This is a genomic window from Psychroserpens citreus (genome assembly GCF_055686305.1).
In genome coordinates this window covers 1,600,868-1,620,641 of sequence record NZ_CM145999.1, presented here as the reverse complement: position 1 = coordinate 1,620,641, position 19,774 = coordinate 1,600,868, and the positions used below count along the sequence as shown (strand labels likewise).

At 33.0% G+C, this 19,774-nt stretch carries 17 protein-coding genes; 12 read left to right on the top strand and 5 right to left on the bottom strand.

The window, feature by feature from the left end; translation table 11 throughout:
* Window position 1: 1 nt before the first annotated feature.
* The gene (locus ACTU6T_RS07245; RefSeq protein ID WP_460220571.1) at window positions 2-1,015 is read right to left on the bottom strand and encodes a S66 peptidase family protein; all 1,014 of its coding nucleotides are present in this window, start codon (window positions 1,013-1,015) and stop codon (window positions 2-4) included.
* Window positions 1,016-1,189: 174 nt separating this feature from the next.
* Between ACTU6T_RS07245 and metG the strand changes: the two genes are divergently transcribed.
* Window positions 1,190-3,283 (top strand): methionine--tRNA ligase, encoded by a 2,094-nt coding sequence (metG, locus tag ACTU6T_RS07240; RefSeq protein ID WP_460220750.1) that lies wholly within the window; start codon window positions 1,190-1,192, stop codon window positions 3,281-3,283.
* Between the two features lie 2 nt (window positions 3,284-3,285).
* Here the strand turns inward: metG and ACTU6T_RS07235 are convergent, their stop codons facing one another.
* A complete protein-coding gene (locus ACTU6T_RS07235; protein ID WP_460220570.1) occupies window positions 3,286-3,618 on the bottom strand; it encodes a T9SS type A sorting domain-containing protein in 333 nt (110 codons plus the stop codon).
* A gap of 100 nt (window positions 3,619-3,718) precedes the next feature.
* Here ACTU6T_RS07235 and ACTU6T_RS07230 point away from each other — a divergent pair, with 100 nt between their 5' ends.
* Complete coding sequence (locus ACTU6T_RS07230; RefSeq protein WP_460220569.1) at window positions 3,719-4,621, top strand: histone deacetylase family protein; 903 nt, start codon at window positions 3,719-3,721, stop codon at window positions 4,619-4,621.
* Here the strand turns inward: ACTU6T_RS07230 and ACTU6T_RS07225 are convergent.
* A complete protein-coding gene (locus tag ACTU6T_RS07225) occupies window positions 4,618-7,200 on the bottom strand; it encodes a phosphoenolpyruvate carboxylase (RefSeq protein WP_460220568.1) in 2,583 nt (860 codons plus the stop codon). The two genes, ACTU6T_RS07230 and ACTU6T_RS07225, sit on opposite strands and share 4 nt — an antisense overlap.
* A 243-nt stretch (window positions 7,201-7,443) precedes the next feature.
* Between ACTU6T_RS07225 and ACTU6T_RS07220 the strand changes: the two genes are divergently transcribed.
* The 6 genes from ACTU6T_RS07220 (at window position 7,444) to ACTU6T_RS07195 (ending at window position 15,928) form a co-directional block, all read left to right on the top strand.
* A complete protein-coding gene (locus tag ACTU6T_RS07220; RefSeq protein ID WP_460220567.1) occupies window positions 7,444-9,816 on the top strand; it encodes a hypothetical protein in 2,373 nt (790 codons plus the stop codon).
* Between the two features lie 87 nt (window positions 9,817-9,903).
* Window positions 9,904-12,258 carry a hypothetical protein gene (locus tag ACTU6T_RS07215; protein ID WP_460220566.1) on the top strand — a complete coding sequence of 785 codons (2,355 nt, stop codon included), beginning with the start codon at window positions 9,904-9,906 and terminating at the stop codon, window positions 12,256-12,258.
* A 44-nt stretch (window positions 12,259-12,302) separates the two neighbouring features.
* On the top strand, window positions 12,303-13,139 hold the full coding sequence (locus ACTU6T_RS07210) for a helix-turn-helix domain-containing protein (protein ID WP_460220565.1): 837 nt from the start codon (window positions 12,303-12,305) through the stop codon (window positions 13,137-13,139).
* 374 nt (window positions 13,140-13,513) lie between these two features.
* Complete coding sequence (locus tag ACTU6T_RS07205) at window positions 13,514-14,062, top strand: carboxymuconolactone decarboxylase family protein (RefSeq protein ID WP_460220564.1); 549 nt, start codon at window positions 13,514-13,516, stop codon at window positions 14,060-14,062.
* A gap of 33 nt (window positions 14,063-14,095) precedes the next feature.
* Complete coding sequence (locus tag ACTU6T_RS07200; RefSeq protein ID WP_460220563.1) at window positions 14,096-14,500, top strand: cupredoxin domain-containing protein; 405 nt, start codon at window positions 14,096-14,098, stop codon at window positions 14,498-14,500.
* A 132-nt stretch (window positions 14,501-14,632) separates the two neighbouring features.
* Entirely contained in the window at window positions 14,633-15,928 is a 1,296-nt protein-coding gene (locus ACTU6T_RS07195) for a T9SS type A sorting domain-containing protein (RefSeq protein WP_460220562.1), read from the top strand.
* A 77-nt stretch (window positions 15,929-16,005) separates the two neighbouring features.
* Here the strand turns inward: ACTU6T_RS07195 and ACTU6T_RS07190 are convergent, their stop codons facing one another.
* Complete coding sequence (locus tag ACTU6T_RS07190; protein ID WP_460220561.1) at window positions 16,006-16,338, bottom strand: single-stranded DNA-binding protein; 333 nt, start codon at window positions 16,336-16,338, stop codon at window positions 16,006-16,008.
* Between the two features lie 182 nt (window positions 16,339-16,520).
* On the opposite strand from ACTU6T_RS07190, the gene ACTU6T_RS07185 reads away from it, so the two are divergent.
* Both ACTU6T_RS07185 and ACTU6T_RS07180 read left to right on the top strand, forming a co-directional pair.
* Window positions 16,521-16,871 (top strand): hypothetical protein, encoded by a 351-nt coding sequence (locus ACTU6T_RS07185; protein WP_460220560.1) that lies wholly within the window; start codon window positions 16,521-16,523, stop codon window positions 16,869-16,871.
* Between the two features lie 55 nt (window positions 16,872-16,926).
* The gene (locus tag ACTU6T_RS07180; RefSeq protein WP_460220559.1) at window positions 16,927-17,607 is read left to right on the top strand and encodes a hypothetical protein; all 681 of its coding nucleotides are present in this window, start codon (window positions 16,927-16,929) and stop codon (window positions 17,605-17,607) included.
* A 19-nt stretch (window positions 17,608-17,626) separates the two neighbouring features.
* Here the strand turns inward: ACTU6T_RS07180 and ACTU6T_RS07175 are convergent, their stop codons facing one another.
* Window positions 17,627-18,091 carry a CBS domain-containing protein gene (locus tag ACTU6T_RS07175; RefSeq protein ID WP_460220558.1) on the bottom strand — a complete coding sequence of 155 codons (465 nt, stop codon included), beginning with the start codon at window positions 18,089-18,091 and terminating at the stop codon, window positions 17,627-17,629.
* A gap of 109 nt (window positions 18,092-18,200) precedes the next feature.
* Here ACTU6T_RS07175 and ACTU6T_RS07170 point away from each other — a divergent pair, with 109 nt between their 5' ends.
* Both ACTU6T_RS07170 and ACTU6T_RS07165 read left to right on the top strand, forming a co-directional pair.
* Window positions 18,201-19,007 (top strand): NAD(P)H-binding protein, encoded by an 807-nt coding sequence (locus ACTU6T_RS07170; protein WP_460220557.1) that lies wholly within the window; start codon window positions 18,201-18,203, stop codon window positions 19,005-19,007.
* A 69-nt stretch (window positions 19,008-19,076) separates the two neighbouring features.
* Window positions 19,077-19,769 carry a hypothetical protein gene (locus ACTU6T_RS07165; RefSeq protein WP_460220556.1) on the top strand — a complete coding sequence of 231 codons (693 nt, stop codon included), beginning with the start codon at window positions 19,077-19,079 and terminating at the stop codon, window positions 19,767-19,769.
* The last annotated feature ends 5 nt before the right edge of the window (window positions 19,770-19,774 follow it).

Here is a 19,774-nt window from a genome sequence, read left to right as displayed (position 1 = left end):
ATTAGTATTCAAAAGCTATAGTTGCTCTATCTTTTTCTACTTTCAATACAATGGTCTTACCTAAAACCATAGCACGATTATCTTTCTCATGACCTGCAGGCATATTAAAGGCAATAGGAAAATCATAATCGGTTAAAGCATCAAGAATTAGTTGCTCTACCGAACTTCCCCAAAGCGTGGTATTCTTTCTAAGTTTAGACATATCTCCAACAATCAAACCTTTACAATTATCAAAATATCCTGCACGTTTCATACTTTGCAACATACGATCTATATGATACTTGTATTCACCAATCTCTTCAATAAATAAGATTTTTCCTGAGGTATCAATACTTGTTTTAGAACCTAACATGGTGTGTAACATGGTAAGATTCCCGCCTACTAAAGCCCCACTAGTTTCACCAACTCTATTATAGTTTGATCCGTCCAAAGTATAGTTCACTGGGGTTCCAAAAATGGTCGATTTAAAGGTTGCCAATGTTTCTTTAATATCGTCTAAATCTTTTGTCAAACTCACACACATTAAAGCATGAATAGATTGAAAACCTTCATTATGAAATTGATTATGTAAGGCTGTAATATCGCTATATCCAATCAACCATTTTGGATGTTTTTTAAACTTGGTATAATCTAATTTATCAAGTATTCTCACAGTTCCATAACCACCTCTTGCGCACCAAATAGCACTTATTTTCGGGTCGTCTAATGCCTTTTGAAAATCTTCGCATCGTTCATCATCAGTTCCTGCAAAGTGATCAGCTTTACTAAACACATGCTTTCCAACTACGGCATGTAAACCCCAACGTTTCAATAATGCAATAGCTTGAGCAACTTCATCATTTCTATTTTTCAATATTCCTGAAGGCGCTACTATAGCAACAGTATCTCCAGCTTTTAAATAAGGTGGTTGTATCAAAACAGTTTGGTTTTTTTGAGCAGATTTATCTTGAGCGTTTACATTTCCAAAGAAAAACAACACACACATCAAGGTTAAAACATAACGGGTTTTCGACATAGTGTAAATGTACATTTTTTTTTACACGTTTAAATTTAATAATTATTAAAGCCTAAATTAATTATCAAATTAAAAACGTCTATAAACACTATGCTCTTGGAGTAAAAATTTTAAATATTTCTTATTATACAATATCTAAAATTTATAAATCCTCGTTTCCAAATGCCTTTCAAAATGTGTACTTTTGTGGCTTGCAAAAACGAATACAAGATGTCTAAACGATATACAATTACTGCAGCATTACCTTACACTAATGGCCCGATTCATATTGGACATTTAGCTGGTGTGTATGTGCCTGCAGATATATATGCGCGATTCAAACGCTTAACAGGTAATGATGTGGCTTTCATATGTGGAAGTGACGAGCACGGTGTTCCTATTACTATTAAAGCGAAAAAAGAAGGAGTCACACCTCAAGATATCGTTGATAAATACCATGCTATAATTAAGACATCTTTTGAAGATTTTGGAATAACGTTTGACAATTACTCACGTACCTCAGCAAAAATTCATCATGATACAGCATCTGAGTTTTTTAAAACGCTCTATGACAAACATGAATTTGTTGAAGAAGTTACAGAACAACTTTACGATGAAGAAGCTAATCAGTTTCTTGCCGATCGTTTTGTCACTGGAACATGTCCAAAATGTGGTAATGAAGAGGCTTATGGTGATCAATGTGAAAATTGTGGCTCGAGTTTAAATGCTACAGATCTTATTAATCCGAAATCGGCAATAACTGGTAATATCCCTACCTTAAAAGAAACCAAGCATTGGTTTTTACCACTCAACAAGCATGAAAACTTTTTAAGAGAATGGATTTTAAAAGGGCATAAGAAAGATTGGAAACCTAATGTTTACGGACAAGTTAAATCGTGGATTGATGACGGTTTACGTCCGAGAGCAGTAACTCGTGACTTGGATTGGGGAATTCCTGTTCCGGTTCCTGGAGGCGAAGGTAAAGTGTTGTACGTATGGTTTGATGCGCCAATTGGTTATATTTCAGCTACTAAAGAATGGGCTGCTAGAGAAGGTAAAGATTGGGAGCCATATTGGAAAGACAACGACACTAAACTGGTCCATTTTATTGGAAAAGATAACATTGTATTTCACTGCATTATTTTCCCATCTATGCTCAAAGCTGAAGGCTCTTATATTTTACCAGACAATGTACCAGCTAATGAGTTTTTAAACTTGGAGGGCAATAAATTATCGACATCTAAAAACTGGGCTGTTTGGCTTCCTGATTATTTAAATGATTTTCCTAATCAGCAAGATGTATTGCGTTATGCCTTGACCGCAAATGCACCTGAAAGTAAGGATAATGATTTTACATGGAATGATTTTCAGGCTAGAAATAACAATGAATTGGTGGCTATCTTCGGAAATTTTATAAACCGAGTTGTTGTCCTTACTAATAAATATTACGATGGTGTTGTTCCCGAAGCTTCAAAATTTTCGGAAATCGACAACGATACCTTAGCTGCTGTTAAAGCCTATCCTTCGGTTATTGAAAGTTCTATTGAACGCTATCGTTTTAGAGAAGCGAGTCAAGAATTGATGAATTTGGCGCGATTAGGTAATAAATATTTAGCAGACGAAGAGCCTTGGAAACTCATTAAAACAGATGAAGTACGCACCAAAACCATTATGTATGTTGCACTTCAAATTGCAAGTGCATTAGCAACTTTAAGTGAACCGTTTTTACCATTTACATCTGTTAAATTAAAATCTATTCTAAATGTCACATCGAGCGCAGTCGAGATGTCTTGGACAAATATTTCAGAAAAAGATGTACTACTCCCATCTGGTCACCAGATAGGGAAAGGTGAATTATTATTCTCTAAAATTGAAGATAAAACCATTCAAGAGCAACTCGACAAATTAGAAGCCAGCAAAAAGGCTAACGACGCTGCGAATAAAGAAGTAGAGCCTCAAAAAGACATCATTACGTTTGAAGATTTCACTAAACTTGATATGAGAGTTGGAACCATTCTTGAAGCCGAAAAAATGCCTAAAACAAAAAAACTACTGGTCTTAAAAGTCGATACTGGTATTGACATAAGAACTATTGTTTCAGGTATTGCCGAAAGTTTTACTCCTGAAGAAGTGATTGGAAAACAAGTGACTGTTTTAGTGAATTTAGCGCCTAGAGCATTACGAGGTGTTGAAAGTGAAGGTATGATCTTAATGACTGAAACTCCTGAAGGTAAATTAGTATTTGTGAATCCAGATACCACAGTTAATAGTGGGCTACAGATAAGTTAAGCTTACTTAACAATTAACTGTTTGGTATCGTGTTTATCGTATTTATCAATAACTCTAAGGAGATACATTCCTGGTTTTAATTCGGAAATATTAAGCTTAATAATACTCTTATCTAACTGAAAAAAAGCAACACGCTTACCTAATATATCTAGGATTTCAACAGTTTTTATCTTATGAGTTCCTATGATAAATATTTGGTCTTCTGTTGGGTTTGGGTGAAATTTAAATACAGGCGTGTTTTGCAGATTAATATCTTGAGAATTTGATACAATCTCTTGAGAAATTAATATATTACTACTTATTAAAAACAGAAATACAATACATTTATGATTCATAATTAAATTTAGTGATTGATGATGTAGGATTATCTTTAACGAATTAATCCTCAATTAATTATCTCAAACCATCAAATCATTTTAATTACTAGTCCCTTAAATGCTCAAAATAGCTTATCATCCCATTTACAAACATCCATTGCCAGAAGGTCATCGTTTTCCTATGCTGAAATATGAGTTATTACCTCAACAGCTCTTATATGAAGGTACATGTATAGAGGATAACTTCTTTGAACCAAAAATACCTGATGACAATCTAATACTCAGTGTTCACACTAAAACTTATTTTGAAAGCTTGACGCAAGGCACCCTAGATAAAAGAGCTTCCCGTAAAATTGGGTTTCCATTAAGTAATCAACTTGTGCAGCGAGAAGTAATTATTGCCGATGGCACAATAAAAGCCAGCGAATATGCTTTACAATATAATATTGCCATGAATATCGCTGGTGGCACACATCATGCCTATACTAATCGTGGAGAAGCCTTTTGTTTATTGAATGATCAAGCTATTGGTGCTCGATATCTCATAAATAATGAACTTGCTAAAAAGATTTTAATTGTAGATTTAGATGTACATCAAGGCAACGGTACAGCAGAAATCTTTAAAGATGACCAATCTGTTTTCACCTTTTCTATGCATGGCAAAGCTAATTATCCATTCAAGAAAGAACATAGTGATTTAGATATTGCGTTAGAGACGAATACACAAGATGAGGGTTATCTTAACATTCTGTATGATATACTTCCCAAACTTATCAAGCAGGAACAGCCAGATTTTATCTATTATCTTTCTGGTGTAGATATCATCTCTTCCGACAAATTAGGTAAGCTTGCACTTACTTTAGCAGGTTGTAAAGCGCGAGATCGTTTTGTTTTAGAAACCTGTAAATCTCATCAAATCCCAGTGATGTGTAGCATGGGAGGCGGTTATTCTCCAGATATTAAGATAATTGTAGAAGCTCATGCTAATACTTATCGATTGGCTCAAGACATTTTCTTCTAAGCTGAATTTCGACTCGCATTAATATTTCCGAAGAGCGAACGTGTTACTATTTTTTCAAAAATGGCAATTTCGGCTTCATCTCTAACCTCAGCTTTCTCCAACTCTTGGATTTTCTTTAAAGCATACTGTTGTATAGTCAATAGTGGTAAAACAATAGATTCTCGCATATCGATAGAGGCTTTTCCTGCAGGTTCTTCTTCCATAAGTTCTTTAGAACCTGTCAGTTTTAACAATAAACGTTTAGATGTTTCATATTCAGTATGAATAATTGACCAAAAGGCTCCAAACTCTTCATTATCTGCCATGTATTTTGTGAGATCAAAAAAGGATTTAGACAAAGACATCATGCTATTTTCCACTAAAGTTTTGAAGAAACTCGAGCTATTATATAATTGTATTACTTTATCAAATTGCCCTTTATCTTCATAATATTTGAGTGCTGTACCTACTCCAAAAAAACCTGGAACATTTTGTTTTAGTTGACTCCAACTTCCAACAAAAGGGATAGCTCTTAAATCTGAAAAAATCAGTTTGTCCGATTTTCCTCGTTTTGATGGTCGGCTACCTATGTTGGTTTTAGCATAGTATTTTAAGGTACTCATACGTTCTAAATACGGCACAAACATTGGATGATTTTTAAAATCAGAATATGCCTTATAACTCAAGTCGGCTAATTTATCCATAACTTTTGTATTCTCCTTAAGCATAGCCGTATTGGTATCGTTTAATCGATTTAAAATCCCAGAACTTATCAATTGTTCTAAGTTATATTGCGACGAATCTAAGGTTCCAAAATTTGAGCTAATGGTTTGCCCTTGAATAGTTAACTGCACTTCTTTATCTTCAATTGTTGGCCCAAGAGACGCATAAAACTGATGCGTCTTCCCACCTCCTCTAGCCGGAGGCCCTCCTCTACCATCAAAGAAAATAACGGTAACATCATACTTTCTTGAGACTTCAGTAAGACGCTCTTTAGCTTTAAAAATCGCCCAGTTTGCCATTAAATATCCACCATCTTTGGTTCCATCGCTAAATCCGAGCATTATGGTTTGTCTATTACCTCGTTTTTTCAAATGCTTCGCATATTCTGGATTAGTATACAACTCTTCCATGACGTCTGGCGCATTTTCTAAATCGGTTATGGTTTCAAACAATGGACCAATATCTACAGTTAGTTCCTCCTGAAAAGCGACAAGTTTAAGCATTGCGTAAAGTTGCATCACGTTAAGTGTCGTTTGGTTATTACTTATAATATAACGGCTTGCTGCTTTCTCTCCATTAGTTTCTTGAATAGTTTTAATGGCTTTCATAGTGTGCAAAGTCTTTAAAACATCTTCATCTTTAAACAATGATAAATCGACTGTCCCTTTAATTTTTGACAAGACTTTTACTTGTTTGCTTTCAGATAATTCATGATAATTCTTTGGAAAAATATCACTTCCAGAAGTGATAAGTTTGTCGACCATTGTATTGAACACAGCTGCATGAGCTCTACTATCTTGACGGATATCTAAAATCCCAAAATGAAATCCAAATAAATGTGTTTTGTTTAATAAACTATTAATCTCATTAACATATAATGATTGATGCTCTTTTATAATGGTCGATTTAATTTCGGTTAATTCAGACACAAAATACGCTAAGGTAATTGGGTTTTTCTGAGATGTTGTAAATGCTTTATACAATTGGGTTTCCAATTTAGACATACGCTCTTCAACACCTTTAAACGTTAATTTACGCTTTAAACGCCTTACATCTCTAAAATAATTTTTAAGTATGGTTTCGCGTAATCTAGCTGCCACTTTCAAGGTGATTTCTGGTGTCACAAATGGATTTCCATCGCGATCACCTCCTGGCCAAAACCCAATATTTATAATATCGTTGTCTATCTTTTTATCATCAAATATATTTTGCTGAATATAGTCGTAAATGTTTCCAAAAGAATGGTAAAACACATGCTCTAAATACCAAATTAAACTTACAGCTTCATCGTAAGGTGTTGGTTTTTTATGTTTGAAAAAAGGGGTTTTACCTAATTGGGCCATCAAACTATTAATGGTTAATAGATCATTCTCTTTAATGGCTTCAGTTAAATCTGTAATAATCCCAAGAACACTACCTGGATAAAACTGTGTTGGATGTGCAGTAAGTACAATTCTTACTTTAAACTCTTCCAAATAGCGCTGTAAATCTTCCAGTTTATTTTCTGAAATTGCCGATTCTTTTAAACTTCGAAGTGTTCCGATACCATCCATATTATTAACAACAGGAAAAGCTGCGTCTTCAATAGCATCAAATAATACCACTTGTCTTTCAATATATTGAATGAACCTAAATAAAAGATTAATTTGACTCTCTTTAGAGCGACGGGCTTGGTATTTTTTGAAAAACGTTTCTACAATTGTTGTTGGGTTATCACCTGCTTTAAAACCTTTTTGGCAGGTTTCATGAAATAAAGGTAATAAAGCACCTGTTTTTGTAATTGCATTGAACGGTAAAGTCATGAAAATACTATTATAAATTTGGTATTTTGACATGACATTCTGCTTAAATCTTATCAGTTTTGGTGGTGTCGACATCTTAAAACTTTTTTATAAAGGTAATGAAGCTCTAATGTTTTTGTAAATAATTTGGTGTTTTTACGATATTCATAATTTAAGAGCAACGTATTGATAATGATAAATTTATTTGAAGGGTTTTTTGAAAATTCCATTAATATTTAAGTCATAAAAAAACCTAAAATAGGCTTTGATTTAAATAAAATTAATTTAGTTTTGAATTCAGTATTATAGTATTTTTTCTATATCATAAAAACTCTTTAAATGAAATCATCAACGTCCTTAATCTATCACATTATTTTTGTTTTTTGTTTATCTATTGTATCATCATTAACTGCATTCTCTCAAAATAATAAAGATGTCATTGCATCATATGATACTTATTCCAAATTACCTAGAGAAGTAGCTTATGTTCATCTTAACAAATCGATTTATATCAAAGGAGAATGCATCGGTTTTAGCGCCTATGTTCTAGACAAAAACACAAAAAAACCATCTAGTATTACTAAAAACTTATATTGTACCATTTCAGATAAAAACAACAAGATTATCAAAAGTGTTATGATTAAAGTAGATGATGGCTACGCTTATGGAACTTTTGACGTCAACGAAGATTTTACAACAGGTGATTATACGTTTATGGCCTATACCAATTGGATGAAGAACTTTGATGAGCAAAATATTTTTGTTGAATCAATTAAAATTATTGATCCAGAAACCGATGGAATTATTAAGTCTGATTCCATTGATAATGAGATTGATGCTCAATTCTTACCCGAAGGTGGACATTTGGTTGCAGATATCCAAAATACGGTTGGCGTTATTATAAAAAATAGTGAAGGATTTGGAATTTCTGAAGCACAAGGTGAAATCTTAGATAATGACAACAACACTGTTACGTCATTTAAAACAAATTCACTTGGTATTGGGCGCGTATTACTAACTCCAAAAAATGGTCAAACCTACAGGGCAACTATTGAACATTTAGATAAGCCTTTCATTTTTGATATTGCTGATATAAAACCAAGAGGTATTACAATATCTCTTACTGATCTGGGGAAAAATGTTGCCATTAAATTAAATACCAATGCGTCAACCTTACCAGATATTAAATCTAACATTTATAAACTTGCTATTCATAACGGTAACACTATAAAAGTTATTGAGTTTAATTTTGAAAACCTAGAAATTTTGAAGCTCATTAAAAAGCAAGATTTAAATTCTGGAGTCAATATTTTTACCGTTTTTGACAATAACAATAAACCTTTATTGGAACGTCTTTATTTTAATCATGATAACCTCAATATTTTAAAAATAAATGACCCAATCATTAAAAAAGACTTTGATTCATTACTCGTTGACTTTTCAGTAAAACAGCTTGATATTAATACACCACATAAAATGAGTGTGTCGGTATTGCATCCAGATACTAAATCGTATGGTAGTCATCAAAATATTGCCTCATATACCTTATTACAACCTTATGTGAATGGTTATCTTGAAAATGGAGCTTACTATTTTAAAGATATTGATAGAAAGAAAAAGTATGAATTAGACAATCTTTTAATTACACAAGGATGGAGTAGCTACGATTGGGATGCCATTTTTAATAAACCGCCTACAAATGCTTTTGTATTTGAAAATGGCATTGGGTTTCAGGCTAATATTAATTCTAAAAAATCCAATCAATTTTTGATGTTTGCGCTACGTGAAAATAAAGGTGATGTCTTTGTTGTTGGTGATAATGAGACAAGTTTTATTAAAACTGGTTTGTTCCCAAGTGATAATGAGAAACTCAATATTGGTGAAATAAACAGTAAGGGTAAAATGGACAAGCCAAATCTGTATATGCAATTCTCTCCGTCAAAAATTCCTGAATACATAAATTCATACGACATATTACAACCAAACTCAATTCCTTATACAGTTGCTACTCAAATTCAACCTTTTGCGGCTTCTATTTTGAATGAAACGCAACAACTAGATGAAGTTCTTATTGAGGCAAAAAAGGAAGAAACTAGAATGGAACAGTTACAAAAACGAACAAGAGGGAGGCTAGATTTTTTTGATGATAAAAAGCGTAGATCTAACAGATCATTAGCTCAATATTTAAGTAGAAATGGATTTGTAACATCAGATTATGGTGGGCTTTTAACCATTTCTGTAAGAAACCCAACAACACCAAATAACACGACACCTGTTGTATTTCTTAATGGTGTGATGCTTTCCGATTTTAGTTTTTTAGCAACCTTTGATATGAGTAGTGTTGATTATATAGAACTCAATAAATCTGGATTAGGTGAAGGTGTTCGTGGAGGCGCTGGAGTTATAAAAATATGGACAGATCCTAATATCCAGTTTAGAACTCAATATGGCGAGAACTATAAAGATTATGAATTTCCAATTAGTTTTTCTAGAGCAAAAACATTCTATACGCCAAAATATAATTTTTATAAAAGCCAGTTTTTTAAAGAATATGGCGTAGTGGGTTGGAAGCCTAAAGTTACTGTTAGTGCTGATGGTATAGCAAGGCTTCAAGTATATGACACTTCAAACGACTATATAAAGATTTTTATAGAAGGCATAGACAATGAAGGGAACTTTATTATTGATGAAAAGATTATTACAGTAAACTAACTCTAGAGGCATCAATACCAATCACTTAAGAGGATTTCGGTATAATTTTTGTAGTACTTTTACTATAACCATTATACCATTAGTTCTATGAAAACCTTTACCTCTACACAGTGTTTCGCATCAATTCTTATACTTCTAATCTCTGTATTTGGCTACGCACAGCATAACAAATCTATCATTTCTTCTTTCGAGAAATACACAGAATTACCAAGAGAATTAGCCTACGTACAGCTCAATAAATCAACATATATTAAAGGCGAAATGATTGGCTTAAGTGCTTATGTATTAGATAAAGCTAGTAAAAACCCTTCTAGAATAACTACAAATTTGTATTGCACAATCTCAGATACTGAAAACAATATTATAAAAAATCAGTTAATCAAAGTTGACAATGGATTTGCATCGAGCACATTTCAAATTGATAGTTTATTTACATCTGGTGAATATGTCGTGAAAGCATATACAAATTGGATGAGAAATTTTGATGAACAAAACTTATTTATAGAGCACATAACAATTATTGATCCGGAGGTTAATGGTTACATTAAACCTGAAACTATAGACAATGTTGTTGATGCTCAGTTTTTACCAGAAGGAGGTCATTTATTGGCCGACGTTCAAAACACATTAGGTGTAGTTGTGAAAAATGCTAAAGGTTTTGGAATTCCATTCGCCTATGGAGAAGTCTTCGATAGTGCTAATAATATGATAACAAATTTCAAAACAAATGAACTTGGTTTAGGTCGTTTTTTATTAACACCTTCTCGCAAAGAGGCATACGCTGTGAAATTTGAGCATTTAGGTAAAGTCTTTACTTTTCTGATTACAGATATCAAATCTCAAGGGATTTCTATTACAGTTAACGATTTAAACGACCAAGTTGCGGTCACTTTGAAAACAAATATAAATACCTTAGCTTCGATTAAAAATAAACCATTTCAGTTGTCAATTCATAATGGTTCTGATATGAAAGTCATTGATTTTAGTTTCGATAACCAAAAAATCACCAAATTAATAGACTATCAAGATTTGTATAAAGGTATAAATGTTTTTACCCTTTTTAATGATCAAAATCAGCCTATACTTGAACGTTTATTCTTTAAGTATGACGATATAAACACCATTAAAACTGGAGATGTTGCTGTGGATCGCATTCAAGATTCATTACGAATTAAAGTGCCATTAAAACAATTCAACACGAATATTACATCCAATATAAGTGTATCGGTATTACCGTCAGAAACGAAATCGTACAACAGGCACCATAACTTCATATCATATACTTATTTACAGCCGTACATTAAAGGTCATATTGAAAATGCTGGCTATTACTTTAAAAATATCAATAGAAAAACAAAATTTGAACTCGATAACTTGTTGCTCACTCAAGGTTGGAGCAGTTACGACTGGAATTCTATTTTTAATCATGTCCCGACCAACACATACCCCTTTGAAAATGGCATAGGATTTAAAGCGAATGTGAATGGAAATCAAACCAATCAGTATATAATGTATGGTCTTAGCGAAAATAATGGAGATCTTTTTACATTAACCGACGGACAAAAAGCATTCTTAAAATCTGGACTTTATCCAATGGAAGGTGAACCTCTTAAGATAGGGGAAATCAATAGTAAAGGAAAGCTAAACGCGTCTCGTTTGTATCTTCAATTTTATCCATCAAAAATTCCGAATTATAATAATGAGTTTACACTTCTAAGTCCAAAAGTAGAAACGGTTTCAAAAACAACTTCATTAGAAACTTTTGCGCAATCGAGCTTAGATAAAATTCAGAAATTAAATCAAGTCGTCATTAAAGCCAAACCAAAATATACAAGATCAGAACGATTAAAAGCCAGATCATATGGAAAAGTGGATGTCTTTGATGATAAAATGAGACTGCATAATCCTAAGTTAGCCATATATTTTAGTCGACGTGGTTTTGTAGCAAACGATTATACAGGAGAGTTTACAATCTCACATCGTACACTTGGAGCTGTCACTATCTTCCTTGATGGTGTGCGCCTTACAGATTATGGTTTTTTATCTCTACTTAATATGAATATTATTGATTATATCGAAATAAAACGTACTGGATTAGGTGATGGGTTAGCATCAGGAGCCGCTGGACCAGTCATCAAAATATGGACCGACCCGTCTATTCTCCTTAAAAAGAAAGTAGGTGGAGAACAATACAAAGCGTATAACATGCCACTAACATTTACAAAACCTAAATCATTTTATGTGCCTAAATATCAAAGTTATTCAAGTGATTTTTTTAAAGAATATGGCATTATTGGCTGGACTCCTAATGCAACAATGGAAGGTAATAACATCCTAATGAATGTATTTAACACTAATACAGATGAGTTAAAACTAATTATTGAAGGCATAGATGCAAATGGTCGTATCATTTCCGAAGAGAAAACTGTTAGGATTAATTAATACAGATATTGTAATGTTTTAACTATTTTTATGACTATTGGTTAATGACAAAAACATTTACTGAATTTTCTACAAATGCCATTTTTAAAGTTGGTAATGAAACCCTTTTAGAAACCTTTAAAGCGTCTAAACCAATTGGCTTATACACATTTGTTTGGGCTACTAAAACTCCAATTAAAGTATTGGTCGATGGTGTTCCAATGACACTAGAAGCTAATCAAATATTATCCTTAACTGCTATTCAACATTTTCAATTTATAGAAGGCAGTGATGTTATTGTTTATCAATTTAATCGCGAATTCTATTGCATTAAAGATCATGACAAAGAAGTAGGATGTGTTGGCTTATTATTCTTCGGAAATGAGCACATCCCAGTAATTACTTTAGATACAAATGAACAACATAAATTTAAAGTTTTACACGAAGTTTTTTTAGACGAACTAGAAACAACAGATACTATTCAAGCTGAAATGTTACGGATGTTAATGGCTAGATTTATCATCAAAACTACCCGATTATTAAAGTCCTCAACAGATCACAATATCACCTTAAAAAGCACTAATGATACTTTAAGACATTTCAATTTATTAGTAGAAACACACTATAAAAAAGAGCATAGTGTCTCCTTTTATGCCGAAAAACTAAACAAGTCTCCTAAAACCCTTTCTAACAGTTTTGCAAAGTATGGTAAAAGTCCGTTGCAAATTATTCACGATCGTATTGTTCTAGAAGCCAAACGACAGTTATTATACACTGATAAATCTTCAAAAGAAATTGCTTACGATATTGGGTTTGATGATGCGTCTCATTTAAGCCGCCTTTTTAAAAAACAAACTGCTGTAACCCCTTCAGAATTTAAAAAGAACAGCAAAACATCTTAATAGGGAAATATTGACAACTTAAAAGGAAATCCTTCTATATGGTATACCCTTAGCATATCGCATCTTTGTACTGTATAATCAAAACACGTATAACGATGAATTTAAAACACACATCCATATTCAATCTTATAGAGATATTTAGAACTAGTCATAAAAAAATTGTTCAGACTATAAGCCCAAAAACACATTGTGAGCAAAAACACATTCACGATTATTATTGTGATGCTGAAAAGCCGCATATCAGTTAATTTTCCGAAGAAAACATTAAAAGGGAAATATTGACAACTCAAAAGGAAAAACAAACATTTCAAAACAACAGTAGGCATTGCATCTTTGCAGTGTAAATAATTAATAAACATTTAAAAACAAATATCATGAATACATTTAATGTTCCAACAAGAGAAGAAGTAAGCGAAAATAATCAAGCTATTTTTGATAATCTCAACAAAGCCTTAGGGTTTGTTCCCAACATTTTTGCAACACTTGCACATAGTGATACTGCATTAGAGAACTATTTAGCTTTTTCAAATGCAAAAACATCTTTTACAAACAAAGAAAAAGAAGCCATAAACTTGGCTGTAAGTGAAGTAAACCAATGTCAATATTGCTTATCGGCGCATACTGCAATAAGTAAAATGAATGGGTTTAACGACGATCAAATTATAGAGTTGCGTTCAGGTAAATCTTCAGATAGCCCTAAATTAGATGCACTAGCCAAATTAGCAAAAAACATTACGATCAACAGAGGCGCAACAGATGAAGCTGTTTTAGAAAATTTCTTTAGCGTAGGATATACTAAAGGAAACTTTGCAGATGCCATAAATTTAGTAGGCGAAATCACTATTACCAATTATCTACATCGCAGCACTGAAGTTCCTGTTGATTTTCCACAAGCTACTTCATTAGAAAACGTATTAGCATAAATTCAAATAAACAATTCTATTAAAAATCATAAAATGAAAACAATAATTTCAACACTCGTAATGGTTTTAGCATTTACATTAACTACAAATGCTCAAGATAAGATGATGAAAACTGATAAGATGGCTTCAACTGCTGTAAAAACAGTTTCATTAGAACAAACAAAAGGTGAGTTTACACAACAAGAACTCACGTTGAAAGAAGGATCTTATGTTTTTGAGATTTCAAACAACAATGTAGGTCATCAAGTAGGATTTGTCTTAGTACCTAAGGGTAAAGATGCTTCAAAACCTGAAAATCATATACAAACAGCCTATGTTACAAAGGTTGTAGATAACAACTCTAAAGAGATCTCTAAGGTAACTGTTTTAGAGAAAGGCGAATACGTTTATTTTTGCCCTATGAACCCAACTCCTCAATATACTTTAACCGTAAAGTAAGTTAGATTTTAAGATTAATAGTAAAAGAGCGTCCAATATTGGGCGCTTTTTTAATTTTTTACTGCACTCTTATGATGCTGAGTGACATATTTTTGTAACTTTAAAGCTTAAAATCGTAAAAAAGAAAAATTAATGAAAAACAAAACTACTTTTAACGCAACACATAAGCAATATGTACTTAGTTTAATTGTTGCTATTATGTTCTCAACGGTTTCATTTGCTCAACCACAAGTGGTTGGAGAAGAAATACCCGTAAATGGATTTGTTTGTGAATTCCCAGAAGTTTTTGATCCTAATGCTGAGCCTGTTTCAATTCCAAGTGCTGTAACAGTATCTACACAATCAAGAGGGTCTTTCTGCTCTGAATTTATTGTTACTTATAACGGGTTTACAGGGCCAGCTCAAACCGCATTTCAATATGCTGTAGATATTTGGGCAAATACTTTAGAGTCTACAATACCTATTAGAGTAAATGCAACTTTTGAACCCCTAGGAGCTGGGGTTTTAGGAGGCGCTGCACCTAATGGCTATTTTGAATTAACAGGAGGTGGACTTCCTCCTAATACAATTTATGCACGTGCACTTGCTGAAAAACTAACAAATTCAGAAATAGGAGCAAATTCTATTGATATCAACTGTAGCTTTAGTAGTGATACAAATTGGTATTTTGGTACAGATGCTAATCCAGCATTTACGCAATTTGATTTTGTATCTGTTGTACTACATGAACTTGGTCATGGCTTAGGGTTTGCAGGGTTTGCAAGGCTTGATGGTCCTGGAACATCTGGAGAACTTCGGATTTCTACTGGTTTAGTAACTGCATTTGATAATTTTGTTGAAAATGGAGCAGGCATATCAATTCTAGATTTTAGCGATCCGTCTTTTGCTCTTAAAAATGCTTACGAAGGTGGCGATTTATTTAGTGTAAGCCCTTTAGCTGTAGCGGCAAATGGTGGTATTGCACCAGAAAAGTATGCCCCTGGAGCCTTTCAACCAGGTTCAAGTTATTACCATTGGGATGATTTTACATTTCCAAATGCAAATGAAAATTCTTTGATGACACCATCAATTGCAAATGGTCAAGCCAACCATAATACTGGCCCAATTACACGTGGTCTTTTCACAGATATGGGTTGGACCGTTTGTGATGCACTTAGTGTTAATGAATTAGAATTAGAAGGTTTAGAAGTATCACCAAATCCGTTTAAAGGAAATGTTAGAATAACACTTCCTGGAACTTATAATGATAGTGATTTTAATATTTCAGTATTTGACATAAACGGTCGAGTTGTTTTCAAAAGAGAAACAATGAGTAACAATAATGTTATTGATGTTAATCTTTCTGAGTTAACAACATCTATTTACTTTATGCAAATTGAAGATATCACAACTGGTTTATCTGTAACAAAAAAGGTTGTTAAACAATAATAAGTTTAAAACTTAAGACATAAAAAAGCCCGTAACATCAAATTACGGGCTTTTTAATTTAAATTAATAATCGGTGTTTATTTCCCCAACATCAATAGTTCATTACAAATAATCTCTGTCGTGTAACGCTTCGTACCATCCTTATCATCCCATGAGCGATTGGTTAGTTTGCCTTCAACAGCAATTTCTTTGCCTTTAGTAATATACTCCTCTACGACTTTTACAAGTCCACCACGTACTACGATATTATGCCAATACGCACGTTCAACCTTGTTCCCGTCTTTATCTTTATAGCTATCGTCTGTAGCTAAAGAGAATTTTGCCATTTTGTTTCCATCTTCAAAGTTGATAATTTCTGGATCTTGTCCTAATCTTCCAATCAACTGTACTTTGTTTCTAAGTGTGTTCATAATTTTAAATTTATGCCTGCCGTCGTTGGCAAACGTGTTAAACAGTTAATACTATTGAACCTTCCTTGATTCAACACTGCAAATATGAGACGACCTACAAGTATTAGTCGGTAGTTAATTATTTAAAATCGTTTGTAAATGTTTGTAGTCGTTTGTAAACGGAAAAACCGTATATTTAGGGCATGCAAAAACAATGTCCTGAATGTGGCGAAAAAATAGTGGGTAGAATTGATAAGAAATTCTGTAGTGACGCTTGTCGAAATTCTTATAACAATGCGATAAATAAGGATAGTAAAAATCTCATTAGAAACACCAATAATCGACTGCGTAAAAATTATCGTATCCTAGAAGAGCTTAACCCAGATCAAAAGAAAAAGATTTCTAGAGCACGTTTAATAGAAAAAGGCTTCGACTTCAATTACTTCACTAGCATATACACCACAAAAGCTGGGGCAATTTACTATTTTGTGTATGACCAAGGTTATTTACCACTAGAAGGAGAGTATTATGCTTTAGTGAAACGAGACAGTTAAGTTGTAACGTTTTATTCAAATTCTCTACTTATCATATACAACCAAACCCTCACAAATGAATCCTGCAATCATTTTTATTATAGCTGCATGTGTCATTGGACTCATCATTTTTCTTGCTATATATTTTAGTGGAAAAAATGTAATTATAAGAACACTTTCTAAAATTCCGCATAAACCAGCATCAAGCTTAAAGACGAATGAACTTTCAAAAGTTACTGGTAAAGCCCTTCATGTTAAAGAACCTCTTAAAGCACCTTATTCAGGTCGTCATTGTGTCTTTTATCAAATCATCATTCAGCAAAAAGTAAGTAATGGTAAAAGTTCTCATTGGAAAACCTTAATTAAAGAAGAACGTTTTCAAGACTTTTTTGTAGATACTAATGGTGATTTCGTTATTATAAAACCACAAGATCATCCTCGGAATTATATTTGCCATTTAGTTAAAGATAAAACACAAACGTCTGGAACCTTTGATGATCCAACACCAGAATTTAAATCCTTATTAAACCGCTATCATATCAATTCTGAGAATTTTTTCGGTTTTAATAAACGATTGAGATGTAAAGAGGGAATCATTGCAATAGGTGAACACGTAACAGTTGCTGGTATTGCAAAATGGAAATCTTTAAGCGAACCATTACCTGAATACCCCTACTCAAAAATTGCTGCTCTAGAAAGCGAAGGCAAGCAAAAGTTAATAATCACAGATTTAACTGAGGTATTACCAAATCGTTAACGCAAAACATTATAAAACCCTATTTCCAATTCTGCCCTTTGAGTTCAATTGCAGCTTTAAGAATATCCTTTTGGCTAATCTGTCCAACTAACTTCCCATTTTCAACAATTGGAAAACGACGAATTTTAGTTTCTAAAAACTTATTAGCAGCATCAAATACATTCATATTACCATCTATAGTTTCGACATTCTTGGCCATTCGATTTTCAACAGTATGTTGCTCCATTGGCATATTATAATACCTGCTTTCACTAATTTGTTTGAGACAATCGCCTTCGGAAATTATACCAACTAACTCATTGTTATTGTTAACTACTGGACCTCCCGAAATTTTATTTTTTATTAACGTTTGAATAACTTCTTCTACGGTTTGTTCTGGTTTAAATGTGATTAAGTCTCGAGTCATAAAATCACTAACCGTTATTGCAGACGTCGTGGTCGTATTTTGTTGCTTTCTTGCACCTTGAAAACTTTTAATGCCCATAACCTATATATTTTGTGTGAACTTAAAGTTACTGAAAATAAGTGAATTATACCAATGCATCAATACGCTCATAAATTTGTACATTTCAGAATACAAAAAAACTATAGAATTGAATTCAAAAATTTGTGTGATCGGTTGTGGATGGTTAGGGTTTCCATTAGCAAAAAAACTAGTTGAACATGGTATTCAAGTTCATGGTTCTACAACTTCAAAAGAAAAATCTGAGCAGCTAGAACTGGCTAATATCAAACCGTTTATTATAAAGCTATCACCATTTGGCATTGAAGGTGATATCAACGCTTGTCTTTCGGGATGCGATATTCTTATTCTCAATACTCCTCCTGGATTACGTAGAAACCCTGAATATGATTACGTCAAGCAAATGAAACATCTTATTACATCAATTGAGACCTCTACTATACAAAAGGTACTATTTATTGGGTCTACTTCAGTGTATGACGATGATGTGTCATTTTCAAGGGTTACAGAAGAATCTCCAAAATCAACCTCAGTAACTGCACTGAAATTATTAACCGTAGAAAACTTATTTCGAAAGAATACATCTTTTAAAACAACTATCTTACGTTTTAGTGGACTCTTTGCTAAAGATAGACACCCAGCCATTACGCTTTCTGGAAGAACCCAACTTAAAAACGGTAATGCTCCTGTAAATTTAATTCACAGAAACGACTGCATAAGTATTATTGAAAAGTTACTTAAACAAGATATCTGGAACGAAACTTTTAATGCATCGATACCTTCCAATATCTCAAAAAGAGAGTATTATACATCAACATGCCAAGTGCTTAAAATTCCTATTCCGCACTACAATACCTCATCTATAAGCAAAGGAAAATTTATTGATTCAACTAAGTTGGTACAACTTTTGGATTATGAATTCCAAGTCAAACTCTAATAATTAGCAGACTTTTAAGAATTTATGCCAGATATTTTTTTAGTTTTGGCGCAATTAATTATGAATACCATGAAAAAACTTATACTTCTTTTAGCAGTTATCATTACATGTAATGTTTCTGCACAAACAAAATCTGAACTTTTAAAACACTTCGAAGGCTACTATAAACAAATGAAAAGCCAAGGTGATGTACAAGGTGTTATCAATGCCATGACACATCTTAATGTCATAGAATCTAATCAAAAACGCTTAGATACTTTAGCTTATATTTATGTCTCTGAAGGCAGAAATCTAGAAGCGCTTAACACGATTGGAATTGATCAAAGCACAACAGACTCTGATTTAAACACTGAGGTTAAAGCCATTGCTTTAAAAGGTGTAAATCAACCGCAACGTGCTTTAGTATTCTACGAAGAGTTATTTAAAAGAAATTCTAATTCGTATCTCGCTTATGAAATTGCTGACCTCAAAATTCAAACTCAAGATTTAGCAGGTGCTAAAGCTAAAGTTGACTTTGGGTTAGCCAATGTAAAAGAGGACATGAAACGTGCCTATTACGAATCGCAACGTCCATATGAAGTATCAATGAAAGGTGCTTTAACTTACCTAAAGGCATTAATATTATTCAATATGAATCAAACCGATAATTTAGACACAGCTATTGGTTTATTAGATGAGGCTCTAGCTATGGATGCTAATTTTAACTTAGCGCAACTTAGCAAAGATGCTCTTGTTGCTCGAAAAACAGAAAAGAAAGACTAATTTGT

Excerpts from the sequence above, each read along its gene's own strand:
- ACTU6T_RS07245 (WP_460220571.1), bottom strand. The coding sequence starts at position 1,015 with ATGTCGAAAACCCGTTATGTTTTAACCTTGATGTGTGTGTTGTTTTTC.
- metG (WP_460220750.1), top strand. The coding sequence starts at position 1,190 with ATGTGTACTTTTGTGGCTTGCAAAAACGAATACAAGATGTCTAAACGA.
- ACTU6T_RS07235 (WP_460220570.1), bottom strand. The coding sequence starts at position 3,618 with ATGAATCATAAATGTATTGTATTTCTGTTTTTAATAAGTAGTAATATA.
- ACTU6T_RS07230 (WP_460220569.1), top strand. The coding sequence starts at position 3,719 with ATGCTCAAAATAGCTTATCATCCCATTTACAAACATCCATTGCCAGAA.
- ACTU6T_RS07225 (WP_460220568.1), bottom strand. The coding sequence starts at position 7,200 with ATGTCGACACCACCAAAACTGATAAGATTTAAGCAGAATGTCATGTCA.
- ACTU6T_RS07220 (WP_460220567.1), top strand. The coding sequence starts at position 7,444 with ATGAAATCATCAACGTCCTTAATCTATCACATTATTTTTGTTTTTTGT.
- ACTU6T_RS07215 (WP_460220566.1), top strand. The coding sequence starts at position 9,904 with ATGAAAACCTTTACCTCTACACAGTGTTTCGCATCAATTCTTATACTT.
- ACTU6T_RS07210 (WP_460220565.1), top strand. The coding sequence starts at position 12,303 with ATGACAAAAACATTTACTGAATTTTCTACAAATGCCATTTTTAAAGTT.
- ACTU6T_RS07205 (WP_460220564.1), top strand. The coding sequence starts at position 13,514 with ATGAATACATTTAATGTTCCAACAAGAGAAGAAGTAAGCGAAAATAAT.
- ACTU6T_RS07200 (WP_460220563.1), top strand. The coding sequence starts at position 14,096 with ATGAAAACAATAATTTCAACACTCGTAATGGTTTTAGCATTTACATTA.
- ACTU6T_RS07195 (WP_460220562.1), top strand. The coding sequence starts at position 14,633 with ATGAAAAACAAAACTACTTTTAACGCAACACATAAGCAATATGTACTT.
- ACTU6T_RS07190 (WP_460220561.1), bottom strand. The coding sequence starts at position 16,338 with ATGAACACACTTAGAAACAAAGTACAGTTGATTGGAAGATTAGGACAA.
- ACTU6T_RS07185 (WP_460220560.1), top strand. The coding sequence starts at position 16,521 with ATGCAAAAACAATGTCCTGAATGTGGCGAAAAAATAGTGGGTAGAATT.
- ACTU6T_RS07180 (WP_460220559.1), top strand. The coding sequence starts at position 16,927 with ATGAATCCTGCAATCATTTTTATTATAGCTGCATGTGTCATTGGACTC.
- ACTU6T_RS07175 (WP_460220558.1), bottom strand. The coding sequence starts at position 18,091 with ATGGGCATTAAAAGTTTTCAAGGTGCAAGAAAGCAACAAAATACGACC.
- ACTU6T_RS07165 (WP_460220556.1), top strand. The coding sequence starts at position 19,077 with ATGAAAAAACTTATACTTCTTTTAGCAGTTATCATTACATGTAATGTT.